The sequence below is a fragment of the Streptomyces sp. SM1 genome, assembly GCF_002910825.1.
GTDB lineage: Bacteria > Actinomycetota > Actinomycetes > Streptomycetales > Streptomycetaceae > Streptomyces > Streptomyces okerensis.
In genome coordinates, this window is record NZ_NEUB01000890.1 from 1 (window position 1) to 23,795 (window position 23,795).

Genomic DNA, 23,795 nt, shown 5'->3' on the forward strand with positions numbered 1-23,795 from the left:
GGCGTCAGCAGCGGGACAAGGGTGCCGAGGCGGCGCTCGCCGCATCGGCGGGTCGGCCGAAGACCGATCCGCGGGACAAGGAGATCGCCCGGCTCAAGTCCGAAAACGCCAAGCTGGGAGCCGAGCTGGGCAAGGCACGCACCGTCATCGAGGTGCAGTCAAAACTCTCCGCGCTGCTCGACCAGTTCGCCACGGACAGCGCCACGACGAACAACGGCGAGAGCAAGTGACCTTGGCGGAAGCGGCGTCCGCTGGCGTGCCCGTCGGCGAGGGCGAGTCGGCCTTCGAGGCGGCCCGCACGGTTGCCCTGGGCAAGCTGTCCCTCCTGGTCGGCCGGGTCAAGGCATGCGCCGCGCTCGGCGTGAGCCGGGCGACCTGGTACCGCCACCACCGCACGTCCCCGCCGCCGGTGAAGCCGACGCTGGAGCGCAAGCGCCATCCGCGGGCCCTGAGCGAGGCTGAGGAGGCGGAGGTCCTGGCGGTGTTGCGGTCGGCCGAGTTCGTCGACATGGCACCGGCCGAGATCTACGCGGTGCTGCTGGACCGGGGCACCTATCTGTGTTCGGAGGCGACGATGTACCGGATCCTGCGCCGACACGGCGAGGTCCGCGAGCGCCGTCGGCAGGCCACGCATCCGCCCCGCAAGAAGCCTGAGTTGATCGCGACCGCTCCGAATCGGGTGTGGTCGTGGGACATCACGAAGCTGAAGGGCCCGTATCGGGGAAGCTATTTCTGCCTCTACACGATCATCGACATCTACAGCCGCTACACCGTCGGCTGGATGATCGCCGCATCCGAGAACAAGGACCTCGCCGAGCAGTTCCTGTCCTCCACCATCACCAAGTACCCCGTTGAGCAAGGGAAGCTGACGATCCACTCCGACCGGGGATCGCCGATGATCGCCCACAACGTCGCGCAGATGCTCAGCAATATGGGCGTCACCAAGTCCCATTCGAGACCGAAAACGTCGAATGACAACCCGTACTCGGAAAGTCAGTACAAAACCTTGAAGTACCGGCACGATTTCCCCGACCGGTTCGGCTGCATCGAGGACGCCCGCACCTGGTGCACCGGCTTCTTCGACTGGTACAACCTCGCCCACCGACACTCCGGGATAGCGATGCACGCCCCATTCGACGTGCACTTCGGGCTCGCCGACCAGCTCCGCGAGATGCGAGCCGACGTCCTCACGAGCGTCTACCAACAACACCCCGAACGGTTCGTCCGAAAGCCACCCCAGCCACCGAAACTGCCCGAGGCCGCCTGGATCAACAAGCCGGCCGACCTCCGACACGACGATCAAACGATCCCGGCACAGCGATAGAACGAACTACCTGCCTTGATCACGTTGACAGGTTCCGTGCCGACCCGCGAGGGCTGCCGCCTCGCATGGACGCCCACCGCCCTGTCATTGCGCGTCGGGCTCGGCCCGGAGCGGCCTTTGCAGCGTCAGGTCAAGGACGCTCCCCGGCCGCCGAAGAAGTCGGCGAACGTGGCGACGGGCAGGCTCGCAGCACGGGCCTGGGGGGGTGTGGCCGGACGGGTTGCGGAAGTGCACTGTGTCGCCTTGGCGGCCGGTGACGAGCACGAGGTGGCCACCCTTGCCGGGGGCGGGATTCTCGGGGCGGCGGATCTCCTTGTGTACGGAGGCCATCACGATGCGCCCGTCGTCGAGCAGGGCGAGGAGGTCGGGCACGGTCAGGGTGCGGTGCACCTCGGCGTCAAGGGGGTGGACATCGCGCACGTACTGGACGAACGGGGCGTAGATCAGGCCGCGGATCGCGTCGGTGTCCGCGTCCTCGGTGTACGCCCCGTATTTCCGGGCGCCGTCGAGGAGCTCGAACATGGTGGGCGCGTTGCCGGTACGGGCGAGGAGTGCCATGCGCAGGCAGGCGATGCCGCACATGTGGCCGGACCACCGGCCGTAGGTCTCGAGGTCGGGGGCGCCCGACTCGGCCCAGCGGGGATCGTCGTCGTGAGCGCGGCCCTCGTAGGCGAAGGCGGCGATCAGATCCGGGCTGGCGTACTGCGTGACGGTGTCGAACTGGTGGTCAGACACGTAAGGGTTCCTTCCGGTGGGTGGCCTGGCTGATCAGCCGGTGGAAGGTGGGCAGGTCCACGCCGCCGCCAGAGATCACCACCCCGATCATCCCCGACTCGTGGGGGACGTGGCCGGCGAGGACGGCGGCCAGGACGCAAGCGCCACTCGGTTCGGCTACGACCTTCAGGTGCCGGAAAGCGAAGGCCATGGCGGTGGTGATGTCCAGGTCGGTCACCGTCACGACGGCGTCGAGCAGCCGGGAGTTCACGGCCCACGTCATCGGTGAGGGGCTGGTGTGCCCCAGGCCATCGGCGATGGTTGCCGGGACCTCGGGCAGGGCGATGCGCTGACCACAGCGCATCGACAACAGGGTGTCGGCGCCTTCCTCCGGTTCCACGCCGATGACCTTGATACCGGGGTAGAGGTGCTTGGCGATCGTGGCGGTCCCGGCAGCGAGGCCGCCGCCGACCGGCACGACGAGAGTCTCGATCTCGGGGTGGTCGGTGAGCAGTTCCAGGGCGGCGGTCCCGGCAGCGAGGCCGCCGCCGACCGGCACGACGAGAGTCTCGATCTCGGGGTGGTCGGTGAGCAGTTCCAGGGCGGCGGTCCCGGCGCCGGCCATGATGTGCCGGGAGTTCGCCGAGGGGACCACGGCCAGTCCGTCACGGGCGGCGATCTCGGCCACGAGGGCGTCCCGGTTCTCGGAGTCCCGGTGGTAGGTGACGACCCTGCCGCCCAGCGCGCGGATGCCTTCGACCTTCGGGGCCGGGGCGTCAGCGGGGATGACGACGGTGGCCGGCACTTCGAGGAGTCTGCCAGCAAGCGCGAGAGCCTGAGCGTGGTTTCCGGAGGAGGCGCCGACCAGGCCGCGGGCGCGTTCCTTGGCGGGGAGGGAGGAGGCGTGGTGGTAGGCGCCGCGGAACTTGAAGGATCCGGTGCGCTGGAGGCTCTCGGCCTTGCACACGACCGGCCAGCCGGCAGCCTGGTCGAGGGAGAGCGCGGAGAGGGCCGGGGTGCGGGCGGCGACCGGCTCGAGGTTGGCGGCGGCGTCCTGGACGTCGCGGGCGGTCAGCTCGGTCACGGCCGGTACCCCCCGCTGGTCGTGGCGGTGGCGAGGATCAGGTGGATGAGCTGGTCGTAGTCGATGTTCGCCGCAGCCGCCATGGTGGCGAGGTTCCCGGTGTGCGAGAGGCCGGGCAGGGTGTTGATCTCCAGCCAGACCGGGCGGCCGTCCGGGGAGACGATGAAGTCGGATCGGGAGTAGCCCGAGCAGCCCAGGGCGTCGTGCGCGGTGAGCGAGGCGGTAGTGATCGCTTCGAGGGCGGAGTCGGGGAGGTCGGCCGGGTACTCATAGCGGTACTTGGTCTTGTCCCGCTTGGTGGCGTAGTCGTAGAAGTCGGCGTCGGAGGGGATCGTCGACAACGGCGGCAGGGCGACGGGCAAGCCGTCGATCTCCAGGACCCCGCAGCTCACCGGGGTGCCGGTGGTGAACGGCTCGGCGAACCAGCCGTCGGCCGGGTCGATCGTGCGCAGGGCGGCGGTGAGCTGGTCGGTGTCGCGGCAGACCGTCATCCCGATCGAGCCGCCTTCGGACAGCGGCTTGAGGATCAGTGGGAACGAGATCATGCCGGTGATGGCCTGCGTGCTCACGTCACCGTCGCGAGCCGGGAGGGTGACGCTGGGCAGGACTGCCACCCCGGCGGCCGCAGCGAGGGTCTTGGCGCGGACCTTGTGCATTCCGACGGCGGAGGCCGCCACACCGGAGCCGGTGTAGGGGATGTTCAGGCATTCCAGTAACCCCTGGAGCTTGCCGTCCTCGGCGTACTGCCCGGCGATGGCCAGGAAGGCCACATCCGCGCCCCGGATCTGGTCAGTGAAGTCCTTGTCGGCGGAGTCGAGAAACGCCGTGGTGTAGCCCTGCCGGTCAAGGGACTCCAGGGCGGCGCGGCCGGACATCAAGGACCGCTCCCGCTCGGTGGACCTGCCGCCGGAGACGACGGCGATCCGGCCGGGCTGAAGAGACTGCATCGTCATCAGGTTGTACTCCTGTTCCTCGGGGCTGTGGCCGGTCTCAGATGCGCCGGCACTTGCAGGCGCTACGGTCGGATGGACTGAACCGGCGGGCGCTTGGCCGTGCCGGGCAAGCCCTGCTGATTCGGAGTGCGTTTCTCGTGATCCCCCTTTCGCTCGAAGCCGTCGCGTCCGCTGTCGGCGGCCGTCTGTGCGACGTGCCGGACCCGTCCGCGCTGATGACCGCGCCCGCCGTCGTCGACTCGCGCACCGTCGAGCCCGGCGGTCTGTTTGCTGCACTGCCCGGTGAGCACACCGACGGGCACGCCTTCGCGGCGAACGCGGTGAAAGCCGGGGCGGTGGCGGTCCTGGCCGCCCGTCCCGTCGGTGTCCCGGCCGTAGTAGTCGACGACGTGCTGGACGCGCTCGCCGCACTGGCCCGCACCGTGCTGGCCGAAGTGCCGGAGGCGACGGTGATCGGGCTGACCGGCTCGGCGGGCAAGACCAGCACCAAGGACCTGATCGCGCAGGTCCTCCCCGAGCTCGGGCCGACGATCGCCACGGTGAAGTCGTTCAACGGCGAGATCGGCATGCCGCTGGCGGTGACTCACCTTGGTCAGGACGTGCGCTACATCGTGCTCGAGATGGGCGCCCGCGGCATCGGCCACATCACCCACCTGACCCGCATCGCCCCGCCGTCGGTCGGCCTGGTCCTCAACGTGGGAACCGCCCACGTCGGCGAGTTCGGCGGCCGAGAGCAGATCGCGCAGGCCAAGGGCGAGCTCGTCGAGGCGCTCCCTACGGCCGGCCTGGCGATCCTCAACGCTGACGACCCGCTGGTCGCCGCCATGGCCTCCCGTACCTCCGCCCGGGTGCTGACCTTCGGTGTCGACAACGACGCCGACGTCCGGGCCCTGGCCGTCACCGTCGACGCCTCCGGCCGGGCCTCGTTCACCCTTGCGGCAGCCGGCACCAAGGCGCGAGTCGCTCTCTCCCTTCACGGCGTGCACCACGTGTCGAACGCACTGGCTGCCGCCGCCGTCGCGATCGGGCTGGGCGCCGACGTGGAGAAGACGGCGGCCGCGCTGTCCCGCGCGGTCCTGGTCGCATCCGGGCGCATGGAGGTCACCGACCGGCCCGACGGGATCCGGATCATCAACGACGCGTTCAACGCGAACCCCGATTCGATGAAGGCAGCCTTCACCGCCCTTACGGCCATGAAGGACGACCGCCGGACCATCGCCGTCCTCGGCGAGATGAAGGAACTAGGCGCCGACGGCGGCGAGGAGCACCGGCAAGTCGGCCGTCTCGTCGCCACCGCCGGCATCGACGTGCTGATCGCAGTCGGCGCCGACGACGCGCGGGCCATGGCCGAAGCTGCCCAGCAGGACAACCCGCAGCTGAAGGTCGTGGGCGCCGACGACAGGAACCACGCCCTGACCCTGGCCCGTGATCTGATCCAGCCGGGGGACATCGTCCTGGTCAAGGGCTCTCACAGCGTCGAGCTGGAGCACACGGCCGTGCGCCTGGCCCAGCCCGACACCATGGCCGGAGACCGTGGCCTGTGACTCAATGGCGTCGAGCGCGCGCGTCCGCGGATGTGGCGTTGCTCGAGTTTGAGGTGTGACAGGCGCAGTTCACCGATCGCGGTGGTCCTGGCGAGTTTGCGGGTCTGCCAGAACATCTTCATCCACTCGGGGTGTGTGATGCCTTCCCCAGATCCGGTCAGAAACGGCGAAACACTGCCGCCGCGCCAGGCCCGTCCCTCGGTGCCGTGGCGCCGCTTGCCGCCGCGCGAAGTGGAGCCCCGGGGCTGCCGCGTGCCGTCTTGAGGCTCCCTGGCTCCAGCCGGAAAGGTGACATCATGACCAAGTCTGCGGCGAAGAGCCGCGTGGCCGCTCGTCAGGACCGAGCGGCGAGCGTCCAGGCGTCCACGCGGCTGTGGTGGACTGCCCGCTCTGCCCGGAGATCACTGCCGATGTAGGGCTGGAGATCCTCGCGAAAGTTCTCGGGCCCGAGGCGCACCCTTGGGTGTGGTGGAGGTCCAGCAAGATGGTGCAGGAGAGTGCCGCACGGTTGACCGGTGATCCTGTGTGGCGTGAGCGGGCCCTGGGGTGGCTCGATGCCTTCCGCGACGCGCACGGGCATGGTCCGAGCTGGCGGCAGTTCTGGGGCCAGCCCTCCTTGTGGCCATCCGATGTGACGCGGTCGGTGCTGTACGCCGTGATGCGCCAGCTCAGCCAGGCCGGAGTCCTCGACGGTAAGAAGACGCCTTTCGGGCTGGGCCGGCGCGTGCCCCAGGTGGTGGCCTCGAGGTAGCTCCGTTGGTCGGCGCACGCTTTTGTGATCGCCCGTCGCCGGTAGTTGTCCCGCCTATGTGCACGGGTGGGTCACTGAGCGGAGGCGGCGGTGTGCGTCTGTTCGGGGTGAGCGGTGTGCCAGGCATCCCAGATCTCCTGGCGGAGTTTGCCGCGTGACGGGACGTCGATGCCCTGGTCGCGGGCCCAGGCCCGGACGTCAGCGACGGCCGGTGTGGTACGGGCGGTTGCCGCGGTGGTCTGCGCGACCGGCCGCGGCGTTCTCGGCGGCTGCGGCAGCTTCGCCGGCGGCGTCGTGGTGAAGCCACGGCGCTCGAGGATGCGGCGGCGCCGGTGGTGCATGCGTTCCAGTTGCGGGACGTCGGCGTCGAGGTAGTCGTGGGCTTCGACGTGGGATTTTCTCGCCTCGGTGTTGCGCATGATGCGGCCGACCTGCTGGATGACGCGTCCTTTGAAGGAGATGGGGCTGGTGAGGAAAAGGGTGTCGAGGCGAGGCTGGTCGAAGCCCTCCCCGACGAGCTTGTCGATCGCCAGGAGGACCAGCGGTCTGGCGTCGTCCTGGGCCAGGGCGGCACGGACGCGTGCTCGTTCGGCTGCCGGCAGGCCGCCGTGGAGTAGCAGGGGCTCGACGCCGTGCGGCTTCAGGGCCTCGGCCAGCTGGTGGAGGTGTTCCACCCTGTTGGTCAGGGCCAGGCTGCACCGGCCGCGCCGGGCGGCGTCGGCGATGTCCGTGGCGATCTGGGCGTTGCGGTCGGCCTGGTGGGCGAGTTCGGTGTAGATGGCCTGGAAGGAGGCGCCGTCGTTGCCGGGCTCGTCGGTGGTGAACGTGGTGGGGTGCACGACGAGGTGCTTGGCGAAGGTGCTGGCGTCTTCGATCTCGTGGCGGATTGGGCCGCACTGCATCGTGATCACCGGGTCCATCTGGTCTGCACGGTAGGGGGTCGCGGACAGGCCGACCCAGCGTCCGGCTTTCGCCCTGCGGATCGCGGCTTCGGCGCCCGGCGCCCCCACGGCGTGGCACTCGTCCACGATGACCAGGCCATATCCGTCCAGCAGGTCGGTGGGGGCATCCCGGTGGGACAGGGTCTGGAGCATGATCAGGTCGACGACGTGCCCGCGCCGGTCCTTGCCTCCGCCGAGCGAGCCGACCTGGTGGCCGCCGAGGTCGAGGAAGGCGGTCAGGCGTTGCTTCCACTGGTCCAGCAGCTCGCTGCGGTTGACGATCACTGCTGTCGGCATGTGGTGGTGGGCGATCAAAGCGCAGGCCATGACCGTTTTTCCGGCGCCGGGAGGCGCCACGAGGACCCCGGTGGGATGCGCGGCCACCTCTTGAACGGCCTGTTGCTGGACTTCGGTCAGCTCGCCGGTGAACTGTGCGTCGATCGAGGGATGTTCGGGCAGTTCGCTGGTGATGGTGAGCGTGCCGCCAGCGGCGGCGACCAACTGTGCGGCCTCATCCGCCAGGCCGCGCGGCAACTTGAGCCAGTCTGGGTCGGTGCCGTCGAAGCCGCAGACGAGACGCGGTGTATTCCAGGTGGAGAAGCGCTGATTCTGTTTGCGGTAGAACTCCGGGTTGTGGAATGACGCCGTGTGCTTGAGTGCCGCGAGCAGCTGGGGAGGCAGCCCGGCCGTGGAGATCGCCAGCATCGCGGACAGCCGCGCGGGCACCACGGCCGGCGCCTTGCCCAGGGCCTTCCTGCGAGGCCTGGGCCCGAGCTCGGGCGCGGTCGCCGACGGTCCGGCCTTGACCGGGCCGAGCTTGTCGACGAGCGTCTCGACCTCGGCCGGCGTGAGACGTTCGGTGCGCGAGAGGTGGGCGAACTGGTCCGGGTAGGGCGCCCAGGTACTGGGGTCCACGAAGACAGTGGTTCCCTGGGCACGGGAGGCGCCGTGCAGCGGGAGCGCGATCAGGCTGCCGAACTGGAAGCTGCCCTTGGCCTTGGTCGGCAGGAAGTCCTGGGCGGGAAAGAGACGGTCGTAGCTGGACAGAGCCATCTGGCCGCGGGCGTCGATCGCCCGGCGCACCAGCGCCATGCCCAGCGCGCGGGCGGTGGTGGCGGCGACGGGAGCGGTGAAGAACGTCCACACGTGCGCGCCCTTACCCGAACGGGAGATCTCCAGCAGGGCGGGAACGCCCGCCTGCTCGCAGGCCGTGGCGTATTCGGCGGCATCCGCGCGCCAGTCGCTGCCGTCCTTGCCGTCGAAGTCGCACGCGACCAGGCTGCAGGTGTCGTCGGCCAGCAGCGGGTACAGGCCGATGTGCAGCTCGCTGCGGCCCTGCCGGGACGGATCGAGGTGGCGGTAGACCGTTTCCTCGGTCAGCGGCCAGAACACCCGGTCCGCATCGTCCTTGTTCCTGTCGAACGGGTCGTCCTCGGCCGGGCTCCAACCGGTCCGACCGGACTTCGCGCTCACCCACCTGCGCGCGTACACGTCCTCCCGGCCGGCGAACAAGGCCCGGAACAAGGCGATCTTCGCCTCGGCGCTCGACGAGGCATCCGCATACGGCAGCCCGCCGACCCCGCTGACGGGCACCGGCGCCACAGGCTCGGCAACGGGCGGCATCGACGAGGCACCGCTTCGGACACCGAGGCCCAGAAGGCTGCGCAGGCGCGCGTTGTCCGCGCTCAGCCGACCGACCTCCTCGCGCAGCTCTGCGTTCTCCTCCAGAGCCACATCGAGACGGATGCGCAACTCGTCAGGGTCGAAGCAGTCGGACCAGTCCTCCACACCCTCATGATCCAGACTCGGCGCGCGCCACGCAGCGAAATCGGCCAGGATCACCGCCGGGAACGTACGGGACTGTCCCACGAGGCATATCCGGCTCGCCCGCGGGCTAGCGTTCCCTCATCCCGATCAACCACCGCCACACAGAGGGGGAAACCGCCGTGTACCGCATACGCCCGGTGGCCAACGGCACCAGCACCGACCACCCCGTCCCGGGCCTGCCGTTCATCAACGACGGCCGCTTACCCCTGGACAACCCCGACGCGATCGAACGCACCGGCCGCAATCAAGGCGAAGGGCTCTGGGGCCGGGCCGACCGCACACCCGACGGAGGATGGGTCGCGTTCACCACCGAGCCCAAGAACCCCTCCTTTGCCTGGGCCGTGTTCCACCACCCGCCCTACGGCCGCACTGTGCTGCTCATCCACGACGGCGACCAGAGCGACCTGCACCACGACTGGCTGCACGGCCGCGAAGGCTTCCTCCACCGGCACGGTGGCTACTGGTGGAACGGTGAACGCTGGCACCGTCCCGGGCAAGTATGGGACTGGGCCTTCGAGCGCAACGACGCCCGGCCCGTCGACAACCCGACCACGATCACCGCGGCCGACCTGCTGGACTCCACCAGCAACCCCGACAGCGCCAGCATCCTGAAGATCGCCAGCTTCACCGCAAGCGATCAGCCCGTGCCCAACTGGAAGAACCACCTGGCCCTGTGGGCGCAACTCCGCGCGTCCCAGCCGGGCGTGCTGCCGCTCGGCGCCTGCATCGTCGACCTTCATGCACCCGAACTGGACAGCCTGATCGACACGGCGGGGCTGGCGAAGATCGCGGCCATCAGCACCGACGACCTGCCCGACCCCAAGTACAGCTCAGGGCGCAACGAGCTGCCCGAACCACAGGACGAGTCCGGCGGCAGCATGCGGTGGTCCGTGCCGGTCGCACAGGACTGGGCCGAAAACTACCGCCGGAAACACGGCCCCGAAGCCCTGCTGTCGTCGACCACCGTGTACGACACCGCCCAGCCCGCCGGTCTCGTGGCCGACCACAACCGGCTGCGCCGCGTCTTCCACGAAACCCTGACAGAACCGCAGCCGGGCAGAGGCAAACGCCCCTACATGAAAGGCGACGTGGCGCAGAACGTTGCCGATGACCTCGCGTGGGACGCGGCAGCCGCCCTCATGTACGGCAGTAACCAGGGCCTCGTCCCTCATGGACCCGTGCGTGACGTGCTGGTCGAGGCCATCCTGGGCCGTCTGGCCGAGGACGTCGTCGAACGAAGGGGCAGCGAGGGCGAAAACCTGGAGGAGATCACTCTGTCCGACCTGTCCGGCGGCTCGGTGAAGCTGCTGACCTGGTACCTGCAGCACCGGCCCGGCGACAGCGCGAACCTCCTCGGGGCGATCTGCCTCAAGGCCCGCGTACGCCTGGGCCTGTCTCCCGCCAAGGTCGGCAGCCTGCTCCGCCGGTCCTTCCACCTGGACAGCGGCCTCGACGGCAAGACCATCGACACCCTGCTGGACATGGCCCTGCCCCCCTCCGCACACGGCCACCGCAAGTGCTAGGGACAGCGGGCATGCACCGGCGCTGATGCGGCAGAAGAGCCGTCGTCACCCGGCGCGGGCGAGGGGGACGGTCATCGAGCGCAGCACGCAGTCGGACGCCCGAGCATCGCCGGGTGTTGCCCTCCGGGGCGACCTGCGGGTGCCACTCTGAAATACGTGACCGAACCCACGCGACGCACAGATCGAGCGACTCAAGACCGAGGTCGCCAACTTGAGGGTGCGTGTCCTCGCCCGCGATCAAGAGATCGACGAGCTCACCGAGTGCAAGGTTCTGGGCATCTCTCGGCTCGCCGCCGAGCACGACGAAATCGAGCGGCTGCGTCGACAGATCGCTGAGGCTCGCACTGTGCGGCAGCTGCCGCACAGTGCGAGCCTCATGGCGCCGTGCGGCTCATGTAGTTGACACAACCCCGGCGTTGAGGGCACTTCGGGATCTTCAATTCCGGGGAGCTTCCCTGTCGCTGCGGCTGAGGCTCTGGCGCCGCACCCCTCGATAGCATCGCTGGGGTACGGTCCAGGGCCGTGCCAAGGCGCCAAGCCGGAGCGTCCTCGTACTGACCGGGCGGTGCCGCTCTGCGTTGGTGTCCTCACACGAGTTCCGAGGAGTCTCATGGAGTTCCGTCCGGTCAGGCGTGCCGCCGGAGCGTTCCAGCAGTCGCTGGACCCCGAGGAGATCACGTCGGTGTGCGACCGGGCCTTCGGATCCGAGAGCCGCCCGCTGTCCGCCGTCGAGTTGGGCATGGGCATGTACAACAGCACGTACAAGGTCGAGCTGGCTGGCCAGGACCGGCCGGTGATCCTGCGGGTGGCGCCGGAGCCGGGCCGTCAGTTCCGTTCCGAGCAGCAGTTGATGCGCAACGAATACGCCTCCGTGCCCTGGCTGGCAGTGATCGCGCCGCTGATGCCACGAGTGATCGCGGCGGACTGGTCGCACGAGGTGATCGGCCGGGACTGGATGATCCAGACGTACCTGGACGGCGTCCCGGCTCCGGAGCACCTGGGGACGTACCCGCGTATCGCGTGGCCGACGTTCTTCCGGCAGATGGGCGCCATTACCCGCTCCGTGCACGACGTGCGCGGCGCGTACTTCGGTCCAGTCGGCGGCCCGGGGTACGGGACGTGGAGCGAGGCGGTGATCACGTCGCTGGAGGAGATCGCCGCCGACCTGGACGGCGTCGGCCTGGACGCGGCCGACGTACGGAAGGTCGCCGCGGCGGCAGCACACGACCGCAGTGTGCTGGACGAAGTCGTCGAGCCGAGGCTGCTGACCGGAGATCTGTGGACGGTTCATTAGGCAAGTCGGTTGTCGGAAGTGGTGCTGTCGGGTACTGCGACACTTCCGCCGGACCGCGGCCGGAACGCCGGTCAACTCAATCCCGGAGCACGGGGGCGTCCGCCCGCTTTCGAGGAAGAGGCGGGCACACGAAGGGCCGCCACCGACGAGGCGGCGGCCTCTCGTCGCGGTCGGGGTGTTCGTTGACGCGTCGAGTCATGCTCCTGGCCCAGGCTCGGACCGTGATCCAGGCGTGCACGAAGACGACATGGGAGCCTTCTGCGGCGCAGATGGCCGAGCCAGCCGGTACCCGCGCCCCCAAGCAGCATGCACCCTAGCCGGGGGCGCGGCACACTACTTCGTTCCCGCACTCCAAGCGAACGTTTTGACGCGCTCGGAGATTTCCATGCGCTGTTCCTGTTTGGGATTCTCAGCCGTTAGCCGCCCGCCAACATGGAGCTCGGCACTCCAATCCCCTTGTGTTCTACGCAACAGCACTGAGTCAGTGGACTCTTCCCACAAATTTCCGTTCTTCTTCAGGGTCCGGAAGTTCCTAGGTGGCTGCTGAACGCACGGCTCCTCGTCTGCCCAAATGTCGCCGTCGTCGACTGCAGGGGCGAGAACGGCATGAGGCGTCTTCTTCTCGTCATACCAGAGATAGCACGCCATCCAGGACCGGTAACTAGAGGGAAGCGGAGCCGTGCTCAGTTGCCCCTTCTTGGTCACTTCCACCAAGTCCGTCCGGCCTTGCTTTCCGAAGCCCTCGCAGCCGCCGTGGTTCCAAGTTGACATCAACCACTGCCCGTCGGGTCCGGGCTCGACCACACTGTCGTAGGCGAGGTCGGCTACGGTCATAGCGGAAGCCTGCAGTTGCGAGTTGACGCGGAAGACCTTGGTGCGGCAATCGTTCCATCGAATCCCGATGAGCGAGTCCCCTGTGTTTGCCGCTCCTCCGTAAAGGTCCATCGTGGAACAGCCTCCGGTCCCACAGTAGTTCCTGGCCACCTCTAGAGCTTCTTCGTCGGTCTGTCCCTGGTGAAGGATCTCCGGGTTGTCCAGTTGTACCGCGCTGGCTGCTTCTTTCCCGATTTGATACCAGGCGAAGCCTGCCTCCTCTCCGCCGAGGCTGTTCCACCTGGAGAGTAGTTTGTTCCCGATGAAGGAGATCTGGCAGCTACACTCCCAACTGCCAATCTTTCCTGTGGTGAGGTCGGCCAAGTACACGCGCCCATCGCTCTGGCCCAGTGCTGTTGCTTCAGTGGTCCACGCGAGTTGCTTGCCGCTGGGCGACCAGGTCAGTTGGCGAGCGGCCGCGCCAACGGGCAGCGAGGCGACCGTGTCGGGGCTTGCTGCGCCTGATTTCACCTTGATGGCACGGTCTGTGGCATAAGCAAGGGGCGGCATAAGGTCTTTCGACTTCCACAGCGTCCACTTCGGCCCCGGAAAGGACGCGCCGATCTGCCTTTCCTTGAACTGCCCGGGCGGCTCCACCTTCATCCCGATGCCGCCTTCCCAGAATGCCTCCACCTTGGCCTCAGGTTTGGCTGGCTCGATGCCGCCCTCGGCTGCTAGCGCGGCTTCGATGAAGAATCCGGCGGTGAAGAACTCCACAGGATCGCTCGCCTTCATGCTGAGTCGGAGGCCGATCTTCCCTTTGAGCTTTCCTTCGGTCGCTCCGGAGAGGCGGGTCTCGTACTTGCCGGGCCAGCCGTCGACGCTTGCCGAGGCGTAGGGCAGCAGGCTCAGCCGAGACTTGACCGTGAAGTCTTCCCGGCCTTCGGACTCGACCTTCATCCCTGTCGATGCCCTGGCTTCAATGCCTGCAATAAACTCCACCTCGGGCTGCATACTGAACGGCCCTACCCGGAGAAGTCGCGCGGTCCAGGGCGGCAGGCGCAGCTTCGTGGGCGCATCGTATTCCCAACTGCAGTGTGCGCCGTGAGGAGTGCCGAAGGTCCACTTCGCCGAGTATTGAAACCTTGCTTGGACCTGTGCCCAGGCTACATCGGGCAAGTTAAAGCCGAGGTCGGTTCCCGCGAGGTCGATCTGGGGCCGCGTTGTTTCCAGCTTCAGCAGCGGAATTCCGGTGCCGCACTTGACACCTTTGAGTTTCCCTTTGCCTTGCCAGGTGTCCATCCTGATGGCCATCTCGCCGTCCTCGCTTGGATCGTCGGCCCGGTACGAGGCCGGCTGTACGGCGGGCTCTGCGCTAGATGCTCCAGACGACGTACGTTCGAACCTCAGGACCGCCTTCGGCATGGCTTCGCTGAGCTGCGCCGGTGATGTTCCGACTGCCAGGAGGTCTCCGCGGCGTTCGCGGCTGACGACCCGGCGGAGCAGGCCCTGTGGCGTCTTCGGCCCTTCTGCGGCCAGCAGGATGTCGCCGACCTTCAGGTTCTGTGCGCTCTCGGCATCAGCTCGGAACAGCAGTTCCTTGTCCTTGCCCGTGGTCGCCTCGGCCAAGCCGGGGTCGCTGTAGTCGAGGATGCGGGCCTTGTCGGCAACCGCGATTCGATAGTCGACCGTCAGTCGCTCGGACCGGCCGCTGCCCACCTCAGTGGTGAGGACATCATCCGGGGTGTAGTAGGTCGCACGGGCGGACTTGACCGGCGCCGGTGCCACGCGGACGGTTCCCGGGGGCACGCTCAGGGTGGTGGAGGCCGTGACCGACTGCTTGAAGCCACTGGCCCCAGTGACGGTGAGGGTTGGCCGGGCCTTGCTCGGTAGACCCTCGATCTTGATCGTGAGTCGGGTGGCGGACTCCTGGATCTTCCAGAAGGCGAAGCCGCCTCCGACCAGCAGCGCCAGCGCCAGAAGGACACTGAGCCCCCAGACCCGCCTGTGTTGCATGGTCATGCGCTATCCCTTCACAGGGCCCAGGGTGAGGCGTGACACCCATCAACGGAGTGAAGAGTATTAACCACATAACATGGCATCACCGCAACTCGGTGCTCTGTCAACTTCGCGACGGAGCTGCCGACTTGTCTCAATCCAAGCCACTGAGAGGTGCGAATGCGATCCTCCGCTACAGGGGATGCCGGTCGGCCCGCGTCACGTCGCGAGCGCCTGCGCGCTGAGTTGGAGCAGGACGCGCTCGCAGCGGCGCGCCAGCTCATCGCCACGCAGGGCGTTGAGGCCCTCAGCCTCTCGGCGGTAGCGCGGGAGGTCGGGGTGACCCCACCGGCGCTGTATCGCTACTTCGAGGGAAAGGCCGGCCTCACGCTTGCCCTCTACGAAGCGGTCACACGTGACTTCGTGTCCGTCGTCGCTGAGGCTGCTGGCGCGATGGACGCAGAAGACTTCGGTGGTCAACTCTACGCGGCCACCCGCGCCGTCTTGGACTGGTCGGTGACGAACCCCGGTGAGTTCGATCTCCTCATGGGGACTGGCTACGCGCGGCTGGTCGCCTCCGGCCGGCCTGTCGACCAGGTACTCATCCGGGAACTGGGCGGCCTGTTCGGTCAGACCTTCACGCAACTGTGGCGTCGCGGCATCCTGTCGTCCCCCTCAGAGGAAGATGTGGAACCGCGTCTGTGGTCGCAGGTGACGGCCTACGGACGGTTGATGCAGCACGAATATCCGCCCGGTGTCGCCATGGTGATGATCACGTGCTGGCGGCAGATCTACGGACTGCTCTGCATGGCAGTCTACGGGCACTTGGCCTCCTCGTTCGGTGACCATCATCCCTTGTTCGAGCACATGATGGACGACCTCCTAGCCCTATGCGGCGTACCGCGCAAGCGATGAAGGCGCCCCGCACGTCCGCCGACGCCGTTCATCCCACTGTGGCCAGGATGTCCGCCATGGAGTCGTAACTGGCGCGTACACCCTCATGGTTGCCGAGGCGATGCCGCTCAAGGCGGATGGCGCCCAGGTGACGGGCTTCGTAGATCTGCTGGCGCCACTGAGCGCTCTCAGACTGGTCCAACGGCCCGTAGGTGTCCCAGAACGCGGTCCGTTCATCGGACTTGGCCGTGACCATGCGGATGGTCCAGTCAGCTGCCGGATCGCCCCAGCAGGTCCGGTCGAAGTCGTACGCGCCGGTGATCACGGGCTCCGGGGCCTGATGATCAAGCTGTGTGTTGGGGAGCCACAGATCCCCAGCCAGCATCCGGGGCTCGGTGATCTCGTCGAGGATGGCCTGGTGGCGGTGTGCCGCCATGATGACCTTGCGTACATTGGATGCGTCGAGGCCGATGCCCTCCAGGTCCGTGGCGATGTCCTCCAAGGAAGCCACGACCGCCTCGCTCCAACTGCCGAATACGGGGCCGGTGATGGGGCCGATACCAGGGCCAAGGACATCGTGGACGCACCGTGCGATCTCGCCGAGCTGCCGGTAGTACACCGGCCACAGCGACCGCGGGTACGTGCGCAGGCGCTCGGCCGCCGGGACGCCGTCGAGGAACGACTGCACCATGTAGTCCCGGCCGACGACCTCGTGCGTGAAGTCGGCGGCGAGGACGCGCGGCAGGAGAGGCGCGAGCGCCGCGAGATGCGGCAGGCTCGCGTACTCGTTGCGCATCAATGCCTGCTCCGAGGTGAACTGGCGCTCCTCCTCCGGAGCGATCCGAACAATCACCGCCCGGTCCCGGCCCGCAATGGTGACCTGGTACGTCGAGTTGTACATCCCGGTGCCGAGCTCGGCCGCGGCCGCCACCTCGGTGCTCGGCCCGAAGACACGGCGGCAGATCGCCTCGATGTCGTCAGCGGTCACGGACTGCTGGAATGCCCCGGGGGCCCGTGTGATGGGCCGGAACTCCATGAGCGTCGTCCTTCCACTGGCGCGGTCTGCCCAGGCACCGTATCGCGGGCGGCGGCTCGCGAAGGTCAGGTCACCGGCGCCGCCGCGGCGGAAGGCGCGGGGATCGCGCCCCGGGTAGCCGAGAGACCTGTTGCGCGGATTCGAGCTCGGCGCGGGCCTGCTCCAGTTCGAGCGACAGCTCCGCGGCCATCCGCACCAGCGCCGAGTTCCTCTCCCGCTCTGTGGCCAACGCCGCCTTAACGTCCTTGAGATCCTGTTTCAAGGTCGCGTTCTCCTCGGCGACCTTCTGGACTGCGTCCGGGGTGAAGGACTGGGCCCTGGCCTGGGCCTGGAACTCCTCCACGAGGTCCTTGTGGTCGCCGTAGACAGCGTCTCGGCGCAGGCCGCTTTCGATGATCAGCTCGCTGCCGGTGAGCTTCCCGGTGGTTGACCGCAGGGGGGTGCCGGCGAGCAGGCGGGCAGCAGCGGCGCGGATCGCTGCGCGTTCGGCGTCCTTGTCCCTTCTTCTGTATGTCATGCGGCGTCGCCGTTCTACCTGGTGACGGGGCGGATCGCCTCGTGGGCCTCGATGATCGAGCGCGCTTGTGCGGCCAGGGCGGCGGCGCGTGCGCGCCGTGGCTGCGGGGAAAGGGGATCGTGTGCCGTCGTGTCCCAGGCGGAGAGCTTGCCGCGGAGCTGAGCGATGTCGCGGTCGGTGTAGATCAGGTTGCTGCACGAGCTGCGGCAGAACGACTCGTCAGGGCCGCTGTCCGCCGCCAGACCGAGGGCGAGCTTCTCCTTGCGGCACTCGGCGGTCTCCGCACGGTGAACGCAGGTCATGGCGTCCCCGTGGTGGATGTCGGGATCGGCCTGGTCGAGCAGGCGCTCAATGCTGCGGACGGTACGCACTACGCGTCCGGAGAACCGAGCCACGCCACGGAGCCGGGACCGGTACTCGTCGGCGGACGGCCCGCTGACGTGCTCACCGTCCTGGATCCGGGTCCAGTCGTCGTCGTTCTGTTCCAGGACCATCTCCAGCTTCTCGACTGCGAGGTCCTCCAGCCACGAGGCGTCGCCCTCCCCCGCGTAGCGGAGCGTGACCTTGGTGGAGACGTGCGAATACTGCAGCGCGGCAGCGATCAGCCCGCGCGGCCGGCGGACGATGAAGTAAGCCAGGGTCCTTCTGAAGCGTGAGCCGTGCAGGTGCTTGGTGGGATCCGGTGGGATCGGCAGGCTCCCGTTCTCGGGCGCGAAGGTGTCGTTGACCCAGGCGAGCAGGATCTCCATGTCCCTGTTGATCTGCCAGGTCCGGGGAGCGAACTGCCGTGCTCTGCGGGTCTTCTTGTGCAAGCTGGCGGGAAACAGAAGATCGGCGTCGTGGAGAGACTCCAGGATGGCGATGGTGTCGTGAACGGGCTGGACCGTCACCCAGGGGCGCTTCGGATCAACAGGGTCGAGTGGGGTGCGGTCGAAGCCCTTTCCTCTGCGCCCCTGGATCAGGAGCTCGCCGGTCTCCTCGTCGACGGCGCGGCATCCTCGGCGCAGGGCCAGGGCCTCCCCGGGGCGGGCGCCCGTCAGGTAGCAGATCACTACGAAACCGGCGGCCATCAGGATGCGGATCAGGCGCGGGAGTTCCGCCACGGTGATCGGCCGGTCTCGCCATGGACGGTCACTGATGCGACCGCTGATGGTTCCCACGTAGCAGTCGTCCGCGATCGGAATGCCGGCTTCGTCAGCGAGGACGTGTCCCTGCTGGGCGAGGTACTCGTATCGCCGGTGCTTTTCCAGCCCGAGGAGCCGCCCGAGGTGGTAGGCGCTGATCTTGCCGGGGTTACCGGGAACGCCGGGCAGGGCGCCACCCGTACGGGCCAGTTCCTCGGTGAACGACAGCAAGCGTTCGCGTGGGCTCAGACCCTGGAAGCCCTGCTGGGAGGGGTGGCGGCCGGCCTCAAGGAGCTCGAAGCGTGTCCAGGCTGCGCAGATGTCGGGCCCGAGGTCTTCGATGATCCTCAGTGCCCAGTCGAGCAGCGCTTCCATCGTCGCTGCGGCGATCCGCGGCGTGGCGTTGAACCGGCCTGGGGGCAGACGCTCGATCAGGTCGTCGATGGGGGCGCCGTTCCACGGCACAGCCGTGTCCAGCCGGCAGTCTGCGGGCAGATGCTCGCTGTACGCCCACAGGGCACGTACCGCGTTGAGCAGCTGGTACTTGGCGCCGTCGCTCACGGACAGGGCGCGTACGTGCTCGAGGTATGCGTCCAGCAGGCCGTCGTCGACGTCGCTGAGCTGCGCGACGTCGTGGTGCTCCAGCCAGATGGCGAAGGGCCGCTGGCGCATGAACCAGATCTTGATGTTTCCGCAGCCGGCCTGGTCGTGGGTCTTCTGGCCGCTCATGGCGACAGGATGGGGGTGGTCCAAGGTGGCCAGGACGAAGCACTTGAACTGGTCGGCCAGCGTGGGCGGGTAGGTCTTCCAGTGCAGGTTGATCGCGTCGGCATGGAGGTCTGGGTGGGCGGGCGTCAGCGGCCAGATGTTGTCGCCGAAGGTGGCCATCTCCGCAGTCGGGGTGCCGGGGTGTACGGAGCGGCTGCGCAGGACGAGCGTGTAGTCGGCAGGCCAGGTGATCTCGCCCGAGGTGTGGATACGGGTTGCCGCTTCGCGGGACATCATCGAAGGTCCATCCTTCCGTCCGCGAGATCGGCGGCCAGCTGCCGTTCGCGATCTGTCATGCGCGCTCGCGCCTGGGCGCGTTCGGCGTCGTTGTAATGCGCGATGATGTCGCCCAGCTGTTCCAGGGGCCGTTCGAACCGCACCCGCCAGACGTCTGGGTTCATGTGCGGGCGCAGGGCGAAGAGGCGCTCGTGCACGGCGAGTTGAACCGGCAGATGGTGCGGCATGGCCCGTGCGTTCTCGCAGTCCAGGCAGGCGAGGAACGAGGCGGTGCAGGGCTGCCCCGGCTCGGTCTCGGGTCCGGAGAGATGGTCGGTGCAACCGGTGGCCGCCGTATCGCTCTGGCCCTCGATGAGCCGTCGCAGAACCTCCGGCGCGAGACCGGCTTCGGCGGCGGCCGCATCCAGATCGGCTTGGGCTCTGCCGATCAGCTCGGCCGTGATCACGGGGATCTGCCGTCGGGCGCGGGCCTTGGTCACCTCGGCGCGCAGGGCGTCGCCGACGATGGTCCGGCTTTCGCGCTGCACCTCGGGGCTGCGCTTGAGGTAGTAGTCGTTCATTGACCGCCGGGTGTGCGCAGTCGGGCGGCGGCTGTGCTCGATGCCGGTCTGGCGGATCCGGCGGGCTTCCACGGGCGGCGGCCCGTCCGGGGTGTGCTCGCCGGTGGGGAAACTGTGGCGGGTGGCCCACCGGCCGATGTTGCCGGTGTTTGCGCCTTGGTGCCACCGGCGCTTGGCGCTGATCGCCTTGGGGTTGTACCCGCTCAAGGCCAGGGTGTGGCCGCCGTGTCGCCGTGAGACTGCGGTGAGTTCCAGCAGCAGCTGATAGACCCGCACCGGCGAACGAAACAGCGGCATCTCTTCCTCCGGTGCCTGCAGCAGAAGTCCCAGCCCGGACGGAAGATCCTCCAGCGGCGTCACCATGTGCTCCCGCTCCGGTCCGCGCCGGGGCTTGACGGCGTCCACCAGAGCGACACCGCCGTCGGCGAGCGTGCCGTCCGGCCGGTAGTGCACGGCGGGCCACTTCGCCACGGTGCCGAAGTTCTCCGTCGTCAACGCCGTCAAGAGCAGGCAGAACGCGATCAGCTCCGGCATCGTCAGACACAGTCGCAGGCCGATGCCGGAGGCGCCGCCCCAACGGTGCGCCTCAGCCTTGATCGTGCCGCTCGGATAGCGAGGCAGGTCCCCGGTCCGCGCGAACTGATCGAGCAGCGTGCCGAGTTCGGCATCAGGGGTGCCGTTTGCGAGCTCTCCGCGTCGGTAGCGTTCCAGCAGCCGCTGCCCCTCGCGGATCCGGTCCCGGGCCCGCCGCACGTCGCCCCGGACCTTGGTCATGATCAGCTGCATCTCGTCGTCCGAGTAGGCCAGCGTCGTCTCCCGCTCGTCGTACTCGGGCAGGCGCTGGGCGAAGAGCACCGCACGGGACGCCTCGGGCAGTTCCGGGTCATCGCGCAGCAAGGCGCGCAGTCCCTCCAGGTAGGACCGCTGCGATCGGGTTCGGCCGCAGAAATCCCAGAGACCTTTCATATGGGCGGGAGTGATGGCGTGAGGACCGCGCGGTGCGGGATCGAGGGTCGTGAGGTACTGAGCGATGTTGGTGGCGGCCGTGTAGACGGCGACTGCCCCCGAGAGCCGGGTAACGCCCGAGCGCGGAGACGTCCGGCGGGTGAACATTCGGGCGAGCCACTGCTGAACGCAGACAGGGATCTCGACCAGGTCCCCGTTCTTGTCACGGATATCGCCGAAGTCGAAGATCCGCTCACTGTCCCCGGACTGGCTGAGGTACCGCACGGCAGTCTCGCCGCTCTCCGGGAGGAGACGCTCCGGCGCCTGCCATCCAGCAGGCGGCTGGGTCGCCTTCCGACCGCCGCGTGACCTCGTGCTCATGTCCCCGCACCCTCTCTCCCAACCCCTGCTCCGGCGGCGACCGGCAGCAGGGTGCGCCCGCCGGCCTCGGCGACCGTACGGATCAGAGCATCCACCGTGGGCTGCTCGTCCTCGTCTAGGAGCGCCATCAGGTAGTCGACCTGCAGTGCGGTGAACGGCTCCAGGTACACGTCCTTGGTGACCGCCGGGTCGTCGTGCCCCAGCAGCGTGGACAGCGCGTACCAGATTTCGCCGAACTGCTCGCGCAGATCGGCCAGCTCGCGGGCACTGAAGCCGTCAACCGCCGGCTGCCACACCATCGACAGCAGCGAGAACCATTTCAGGGCAAATGAATGCCGGCACATGTGGGGGCGAGCCCAGAGCGGGCACAGGCCCATGCGGTGCTCGCGTTCCTCGCCCTCGAGCTCTGGAGCGGTCCACCCCACCCACTTCTCGGCGACCCTCGCGTTCGCGGCCTGGAAGGTGTCCTCCCAGCCGTCCGGCTTCTTCGGCAGCCCGCTCGGCGCGAGCCACAGAGCAAGCGGCTCCAGCCCCTCAGCCGTACGGCGGAACAACAGACGACGCTCGTCGGGACCGACCGTATCCAACGACAGCAGCCCTTCCGGCGCCCCCTCGATGCGCAACGTGCGGGTGCGCGCGTTGTATCCGGACACGACCCGCACAAAAGGCAGTTGCTCGTAGCGGCCCGCTCGCTGAGCCCGCCGGACCGCCTGCATCCGTGATCCCTCCAGCGGGTCGCAGTAGCCTGCGATGTCCCGCAGCACGCGACGCGGGATCCGGTACGTCCGCCCCTCCTTCTTCCTCCCCTTGATGCACGCCGCCGCCAGCCACGCCTTCGGGAAGTTCCCGTCCACGCCCACGGGCAACTCAACGTCGAGCACGCTCGCCCACTCCTGCAACCGAAGCCCCGTGCCATACAGCCCGTCGACGAACACCGCGTCGCGATCTTCGTTCACCCCGCGCCAGCCCGGGGCGCGGAGGCCGTCGAATCCGTAGCCGCGCAACCCGATGTCCCGCCACTGCTCGAAGGCGGCCCGCAGCATCCACTTGATCTGCCGCCGCCGGGCGCCCGATGGCCGAAGCCCATCGCGGGTGCGCCAGCCACCGTTCGGGCCGATCTCCTCGCCCTGCTGCCCGTCCTCCACGGCGGGCGGGACACTGGGAACGGGGTTCGCCAGCGCGTACGCGCCAGATGCCCAGGTATAGAAGGTGTTCAGCGCGGCGCGGTCGGTGTCGAAGCTCCCCGGCTTGATGCGCTCAGGGTTCCGGACGTCCGTCAGGCGCCAGTCTTTGAACGCCTCCACATCCTGTGGCGTTGCCTCCGTCCAGCGGCGGCCGACAGCGGCAAGGAAGGTGAGCCACACCACCAGTGCCATCGCGTAGCGCCGCCAGGTCCTCGGCTTCCGGCGCGTCATCGGACTTACCCGGAAGAACAGGTTCAGGCGAGGATCGGGCAGCACCCCGGTCGGCGGAACGATCAGCGGGGTACCGTGCCGAGCACCCTTCCGGGCGGCCCGCTCATGAAGGTCACCGAAGGCCGTGAGTTCCTCGTCGAGGAGGCTCGGTGGGAGCTTGAGGAAGTCGTAGAACTCGACTCTCCACCCGTCCTCGTCTTCCCCGTCCAAGTCCCCTCCGGAGCAGTCGAATCCGACAACTCCAGAGAGCCTAGACGAGTCTTTCCGAATACGGTCAGTGGTCGTAGGCGGTCAGTGAGCGGCTGATCGCCTGGCCGGTCTGGAAGTTGTGCCAGATCGCGGCGGCCAGGGCCAGCACACGCTGAGCGACACGGACAGCGACGCCCTCGACGGTGCGCCCGCCGTGTTGTTCCAGGTCGAGCTGGCCCTTGAGGGTGTCGTTGACCGACTCGATCAGCTGGCGGACCTTCTTGAGCATCGGCTCGCCGGGCCGCAGGATCTCCCTCTTCCTCGACGGCCGCAGCAGCGTGATGCCCTGTACGGACAGTGACCGCTCGAAGGTCTTCGACGCGAAGCCCTTGTCGCTGATCAGCAGCAGGCCCGGCCGCACGCGCACCAGCTCGGCATCGACCTCCAGCATCGCGGCCAGCACCTCGCGCTCGCCGAGCTTCGGATCGGCCAGCGCCCACAGGATCGGCATCCCGGCCGGGGTGCACACCAGGTACAGCCGCAGCCCCCAGAAGAACCGCGAATGCGACGCGCAGTAGCCGTAGTTGGCCCAGCCCGCCAGCTCCGAGCGCTTGACCGTGGGGCGGGACATCCCGCACGGCACCGGGGTCGAGTCCGTGATCCACACCGTGTCGTGCCAGAAGTCGGTGTCCTTGGCGAGCACCCGTATCACGCGTTTGATCTGCGGCAGCGCGGCACGCAGCCGCTTGTTGTAGCCGGCATCCTGCGGGACGAAGGGAAACATGTCCTGGAGGTGTGCGCGGACGTACCGCAGCCAGCGGGCCTCGCAGTGGAAGCCGAGCATCGCCTGCATGACCGCCAGGCACAGCAACTCCGAGTGACTGAGTTTCGGTGGCCGGCCCGGCAGCCGCACGATACCCGCCAAGTCGTCGTCGATCTTCACGTACAGTGCGGTCACGAGGG

At 68.1% G+C, this 23,795-nt stretch carries 17 protein-coding genes and 1 pseudogene; 7 read left to right on the plus strand and 11 right to left on the minus strand.

Features of this window, described 5'->3' with window-relative positions; genetic code table 11:
• Positions 1-230, plus strand: a pseudogene (locus tag B9S61_RS41170) (hypothetical protein); the annotation flags it as partial.
• Entirely contained in the window at positions 227-1,324 is a 1,098-nt protein-coding gene (locus B9S61_RS29955; RefSeq protein WP_258039778.1) for an IS3 family transposase, read from the plus strand. The pseudogene B9S61_RS41170 and the gene B9S61_RS29955, both read left to right, overlap by 4 nt.
• Positions 1,325-1,408: 84 nt before the next feature.
• Here the strand turns inward: B9S61_RS29955 and B9S61_RS29960 are convergent, their stop codons facing one another.
• From B9S61_RS29960 to B9S61_RS29970, 3 genes are read right to left on the minus strand one after another with little or no spacing between them, the layout of a single operon-like run.
• The gene (locus B9S61_RS29960; RefSeq protein ID WP_308457798.1) at positions 1,409-2,059 is read right to left on the minus strand and encodes a C39 family peptidase; all 651 of its coding nucleotides are present in this window, start codon (positions 2,057-2,059) and stop codon (positions 1,409-1,411) included.
• Complete coding sequence (locus B9S61_RS29965; RefSeq protein WP_103545040.1) at positions 2,052-3,122, minus strand: threonine/serine dehydratase; 1,071 nt, start codon at positions 3,120-3,122, stop codon at positions 2,052-2,054. Before B9S61_RS29965 ends, B9S61_RS29960 begins: the two co-directional genes overlap by 8 nt.
• Entirely contained in the window at positions 3,119-4,075 is a 957-nt protein-coding gene (locus B9S61_RS29970; RefSeq protein WP_103545041.1) for a D-alanine--D-alanine ligase, read from the minus strand. Before B9S61_RS29970 ends, B9S61_RS29965 begins: the two co-directional genes overlap by 4 nt.
• Before the next feature lie 137 nt (positions 4,076-4,212).
• On the opposite strand from B9S61_RS29970, the gene murF reads away from it, so the two are divergent.
• Positions 4,213-5,619, plus strand: a complete 1,407-nt coding sequence (murF, locus tag B9S61_RS29975) for a UDP-N-acetylmuramoyl-tripeptide--D-alanyl-D-alanine ligase (protein ID WP_103545042.1) — start codon at positions 4,213-4,215, stop codon at positions 5,617-5,619.
• A gap of 484 nt (positions 5,620-6,103) precedes the next feature.
• Positions 6,104-6,370 carry a hypothetical protein gene (locus B9S61_RS40465; protein WP_181007602.1) on the plus strand — a complete coding sequence of 89 codons (267 nt, stop codon included), beginning with the start codon at positions 6,104-6,106 and terminating at the stop codon, positions 6,368-6,370.
• 71 nt (positions 6,371-6,441) lie between these two features.
• Here the strand turns inward: B9S61_RS40465 and B9S61_RS29985 are convergent, their stop codons facing one another.
• Positions 6,442-9,099: a DEAD/DEAH box helicase family protein gene (locus B9S61_RS29985; protein ID WP_146064986.1), complete on the minus strand. Its 2,658-nt coding sequence runs from the start codon at positions 9,097-9,099 to the stop codon at positions 6,442-6,444.
• Between the two features lie 158 nt (positions 9,100-9,257).
• On the opposite strand from B9S61_RS29985, the gene B9S61_RS29990 reads away from it, so the two are divergent.
• Both B9S61_RS29990 and B9S61_RS30000 read left to right on the plus strand, forming a co-directional pair.
• Positions 9,258-10,661, plus strand: a complete 1,404-nt coding sequence (locus B9S61_RS29990) for a hypothetical protein (RefSeq protein WP_103545045.1) — start codon at positions 9,258-9,260, stop codon at positions 10,659-10,661.
• Between the two features lie 610 nt (positions 10,662-11,271).
• A complete protein-coding gene (locus B9S61_RS30000; RefSeq protein ID WP_103545047.1) occupies positions 11,272-11,955 on the plus strand; it encodes a phosphotransferase family protein in 684 nt (227 codons plus the stop codon).
• A 333-nt stretch (positions 11,956-12,288) separates the two neighbouring features.
• On the opposite strand, the gene B9S61_RS30005 is transcribed toward B9S61_RS30000, so the two are convergent.
• The gene (locus tag B9S61_RS30005) at positions 12,289-14,790 is read right to left on the minus strand and encodes a hypothetical protein (RefSeq protein WP_103545048.1); all 2,502 of its coding nucleotides are present in this window, start codon (positions 14,788-14,790) and stop codon (positions 12,289-12,291) included.
• A gap of 222 nt (positions 14,791-15,012) precedes the next feature.
• On the opposite strand from B9S61_RS30005, the gene B9S61_RS30010 reads away from it, so the two are divergent.
• Complete coding sequence (locus tag B9S61_RS30010; RefSeq protein ID WP_258039921.1) at positions 15,013-15,681, plus strand: TetR/AcrR family transcriptional regulator; 669 nt, start codon at positions 15,013-15,015, stop codon at positions 15,679-15,681.
• Positions 15,682-15,709: 28 nt separating this feature from the next.
• On the opposite strand, the gene B9S61_RS30015 is transcribed toward B9S61_RS30010, so the two are convergent.
• The 6 genes from B9S61_RS30015 to B9S61_RS30040 form a co-directional block, all read right to left on the minus strand.
• Positions 15,710-16,696, minus strand: coding sequence for a phosphotransferase family protein (locus B9S61_RS30015; RefSeq protein WP_103545050.1), 987 nt, complete (start codon positions 16,694-16,696; stop codon positions 15,710-15,712).
• 70 nt (positions 16,697-16,766) lie between these two features.
• Positions 16,767-17,213, minus strand: a complete 447-nt coding sequence (locus B9S61_RS30020; protein WP_103545051.1) for a hypothetical protein — start codon at positions 17,211-17,213, stop codon at positions 16,767-16,769.
• A gap of 14 nt (positions 17,214-17,227) precedes the next feature.
• Positions 17,228-19,342 (minus strand): integrase SAM domain protein, encoded by a 2,115-nt coding sequence (locus tag B9S61_RS30025; protein ID WP_258039922.1) that lies wholly within the window; start codon positions 19,340-19,342, stop codon positions 17,228-17,230.
• Positions 19,339-21,228 carry a hypothetical protein gene (locus B9S61_RS30030; protein WP_103545052.1) on the minus strand — a complete coding sequence of 630 codons (1,890 nt, stop codon included), beginning with the start codon at positions 21,226-21,228 and terminating at the stop codon, positions 19,339-19,341. Before B9S61_RS30030 ends, B9S61_RS30025 begins: the two co-directional genes overlap by 4 nt.
• Positions 21,225-22,688 (minus strand): site-specific integrase, encoded by a 1,464-nt coding sequence (locus tag B9S61_RS30035; protein WP_258039923.1) that lies wholly within the window; start codon positions 22,686-22,688, stop codon positions 21,225-21,227. Before B9S61_RS30035 ends, B9S61_RS30030 begins: the two co-directional genes overlap by 4 nt.
• A 229-nt stretch (positions 22,689-22,917) precedes the next feature.
• Positions 22,918-23,795 (minus strand): IS982 family transposase (locus B9S61_RS30040; RefSeq protein WP_374936231.1); only part of this gene is annotated, 878 nt, incomplete at its 5' end.

Bases quoted from the DNA above. Each gene is read 5' to 3' on its own strand.
- B9S61_RS40465 (WP_181007602.1), top strand. From the start codon at position 6,104: ATGGTGCAGGAGAGTGCCGCACGGTTGACCGGTGATCCTGTGTGGCGT.
- B9S61_RS30025 (WP_258039922.1), bottom strand. From the start codon at position 19,342: ATGATGTCCCGCGAAGCGGCAACCCGTATCCACACCTCGGGCGAGATC.
- B9S61_RS30005 (WP_103545048.1), bottom strand. From the start codon at position 14,790: ATGACCATGCAACACAGGCGGGTCTGGGGGCTCAGTGTCCTTCTGGCG.
- B9S61_RS30020 (WP_103545051.1), bottom strand. From the start codon at position 17,213: ATGACATACAGAAGAAGGGACAAGGACGCCGAACGCGCAGCGATCCGC.
- B9S61_RS29970 (WP_103545041.1), bottom strand. From the start codon at position 4,075: ATGACGATGCAGTCTCTTCAGCCCGGCCGGATCGCCGTCGTCTCCGGC.
- B9S61_RS30015 (WP_103545050.1), bottom strand. From the start codon at position 16,696: ATGGAGTTCCGGCCCATCACACGGGCCCCCGGGGCATTCCAGCAGTCC.
- B9S61_RS30000 (WP_103545047.1), top strand. From the start codon at position 11,272: ATGGAGTTCCGTCCGGTCAGGCGTGCCGCCGGAGCGTTCCAGCAGTCG.
- B9S61_RS30030 (WP_103545052.1), bottom strand. From the start codon at position 21,228: ATGAGCACGAGGTCACGCGGCGGTCGGAAGGCGACCCAGCCGCCTGCT.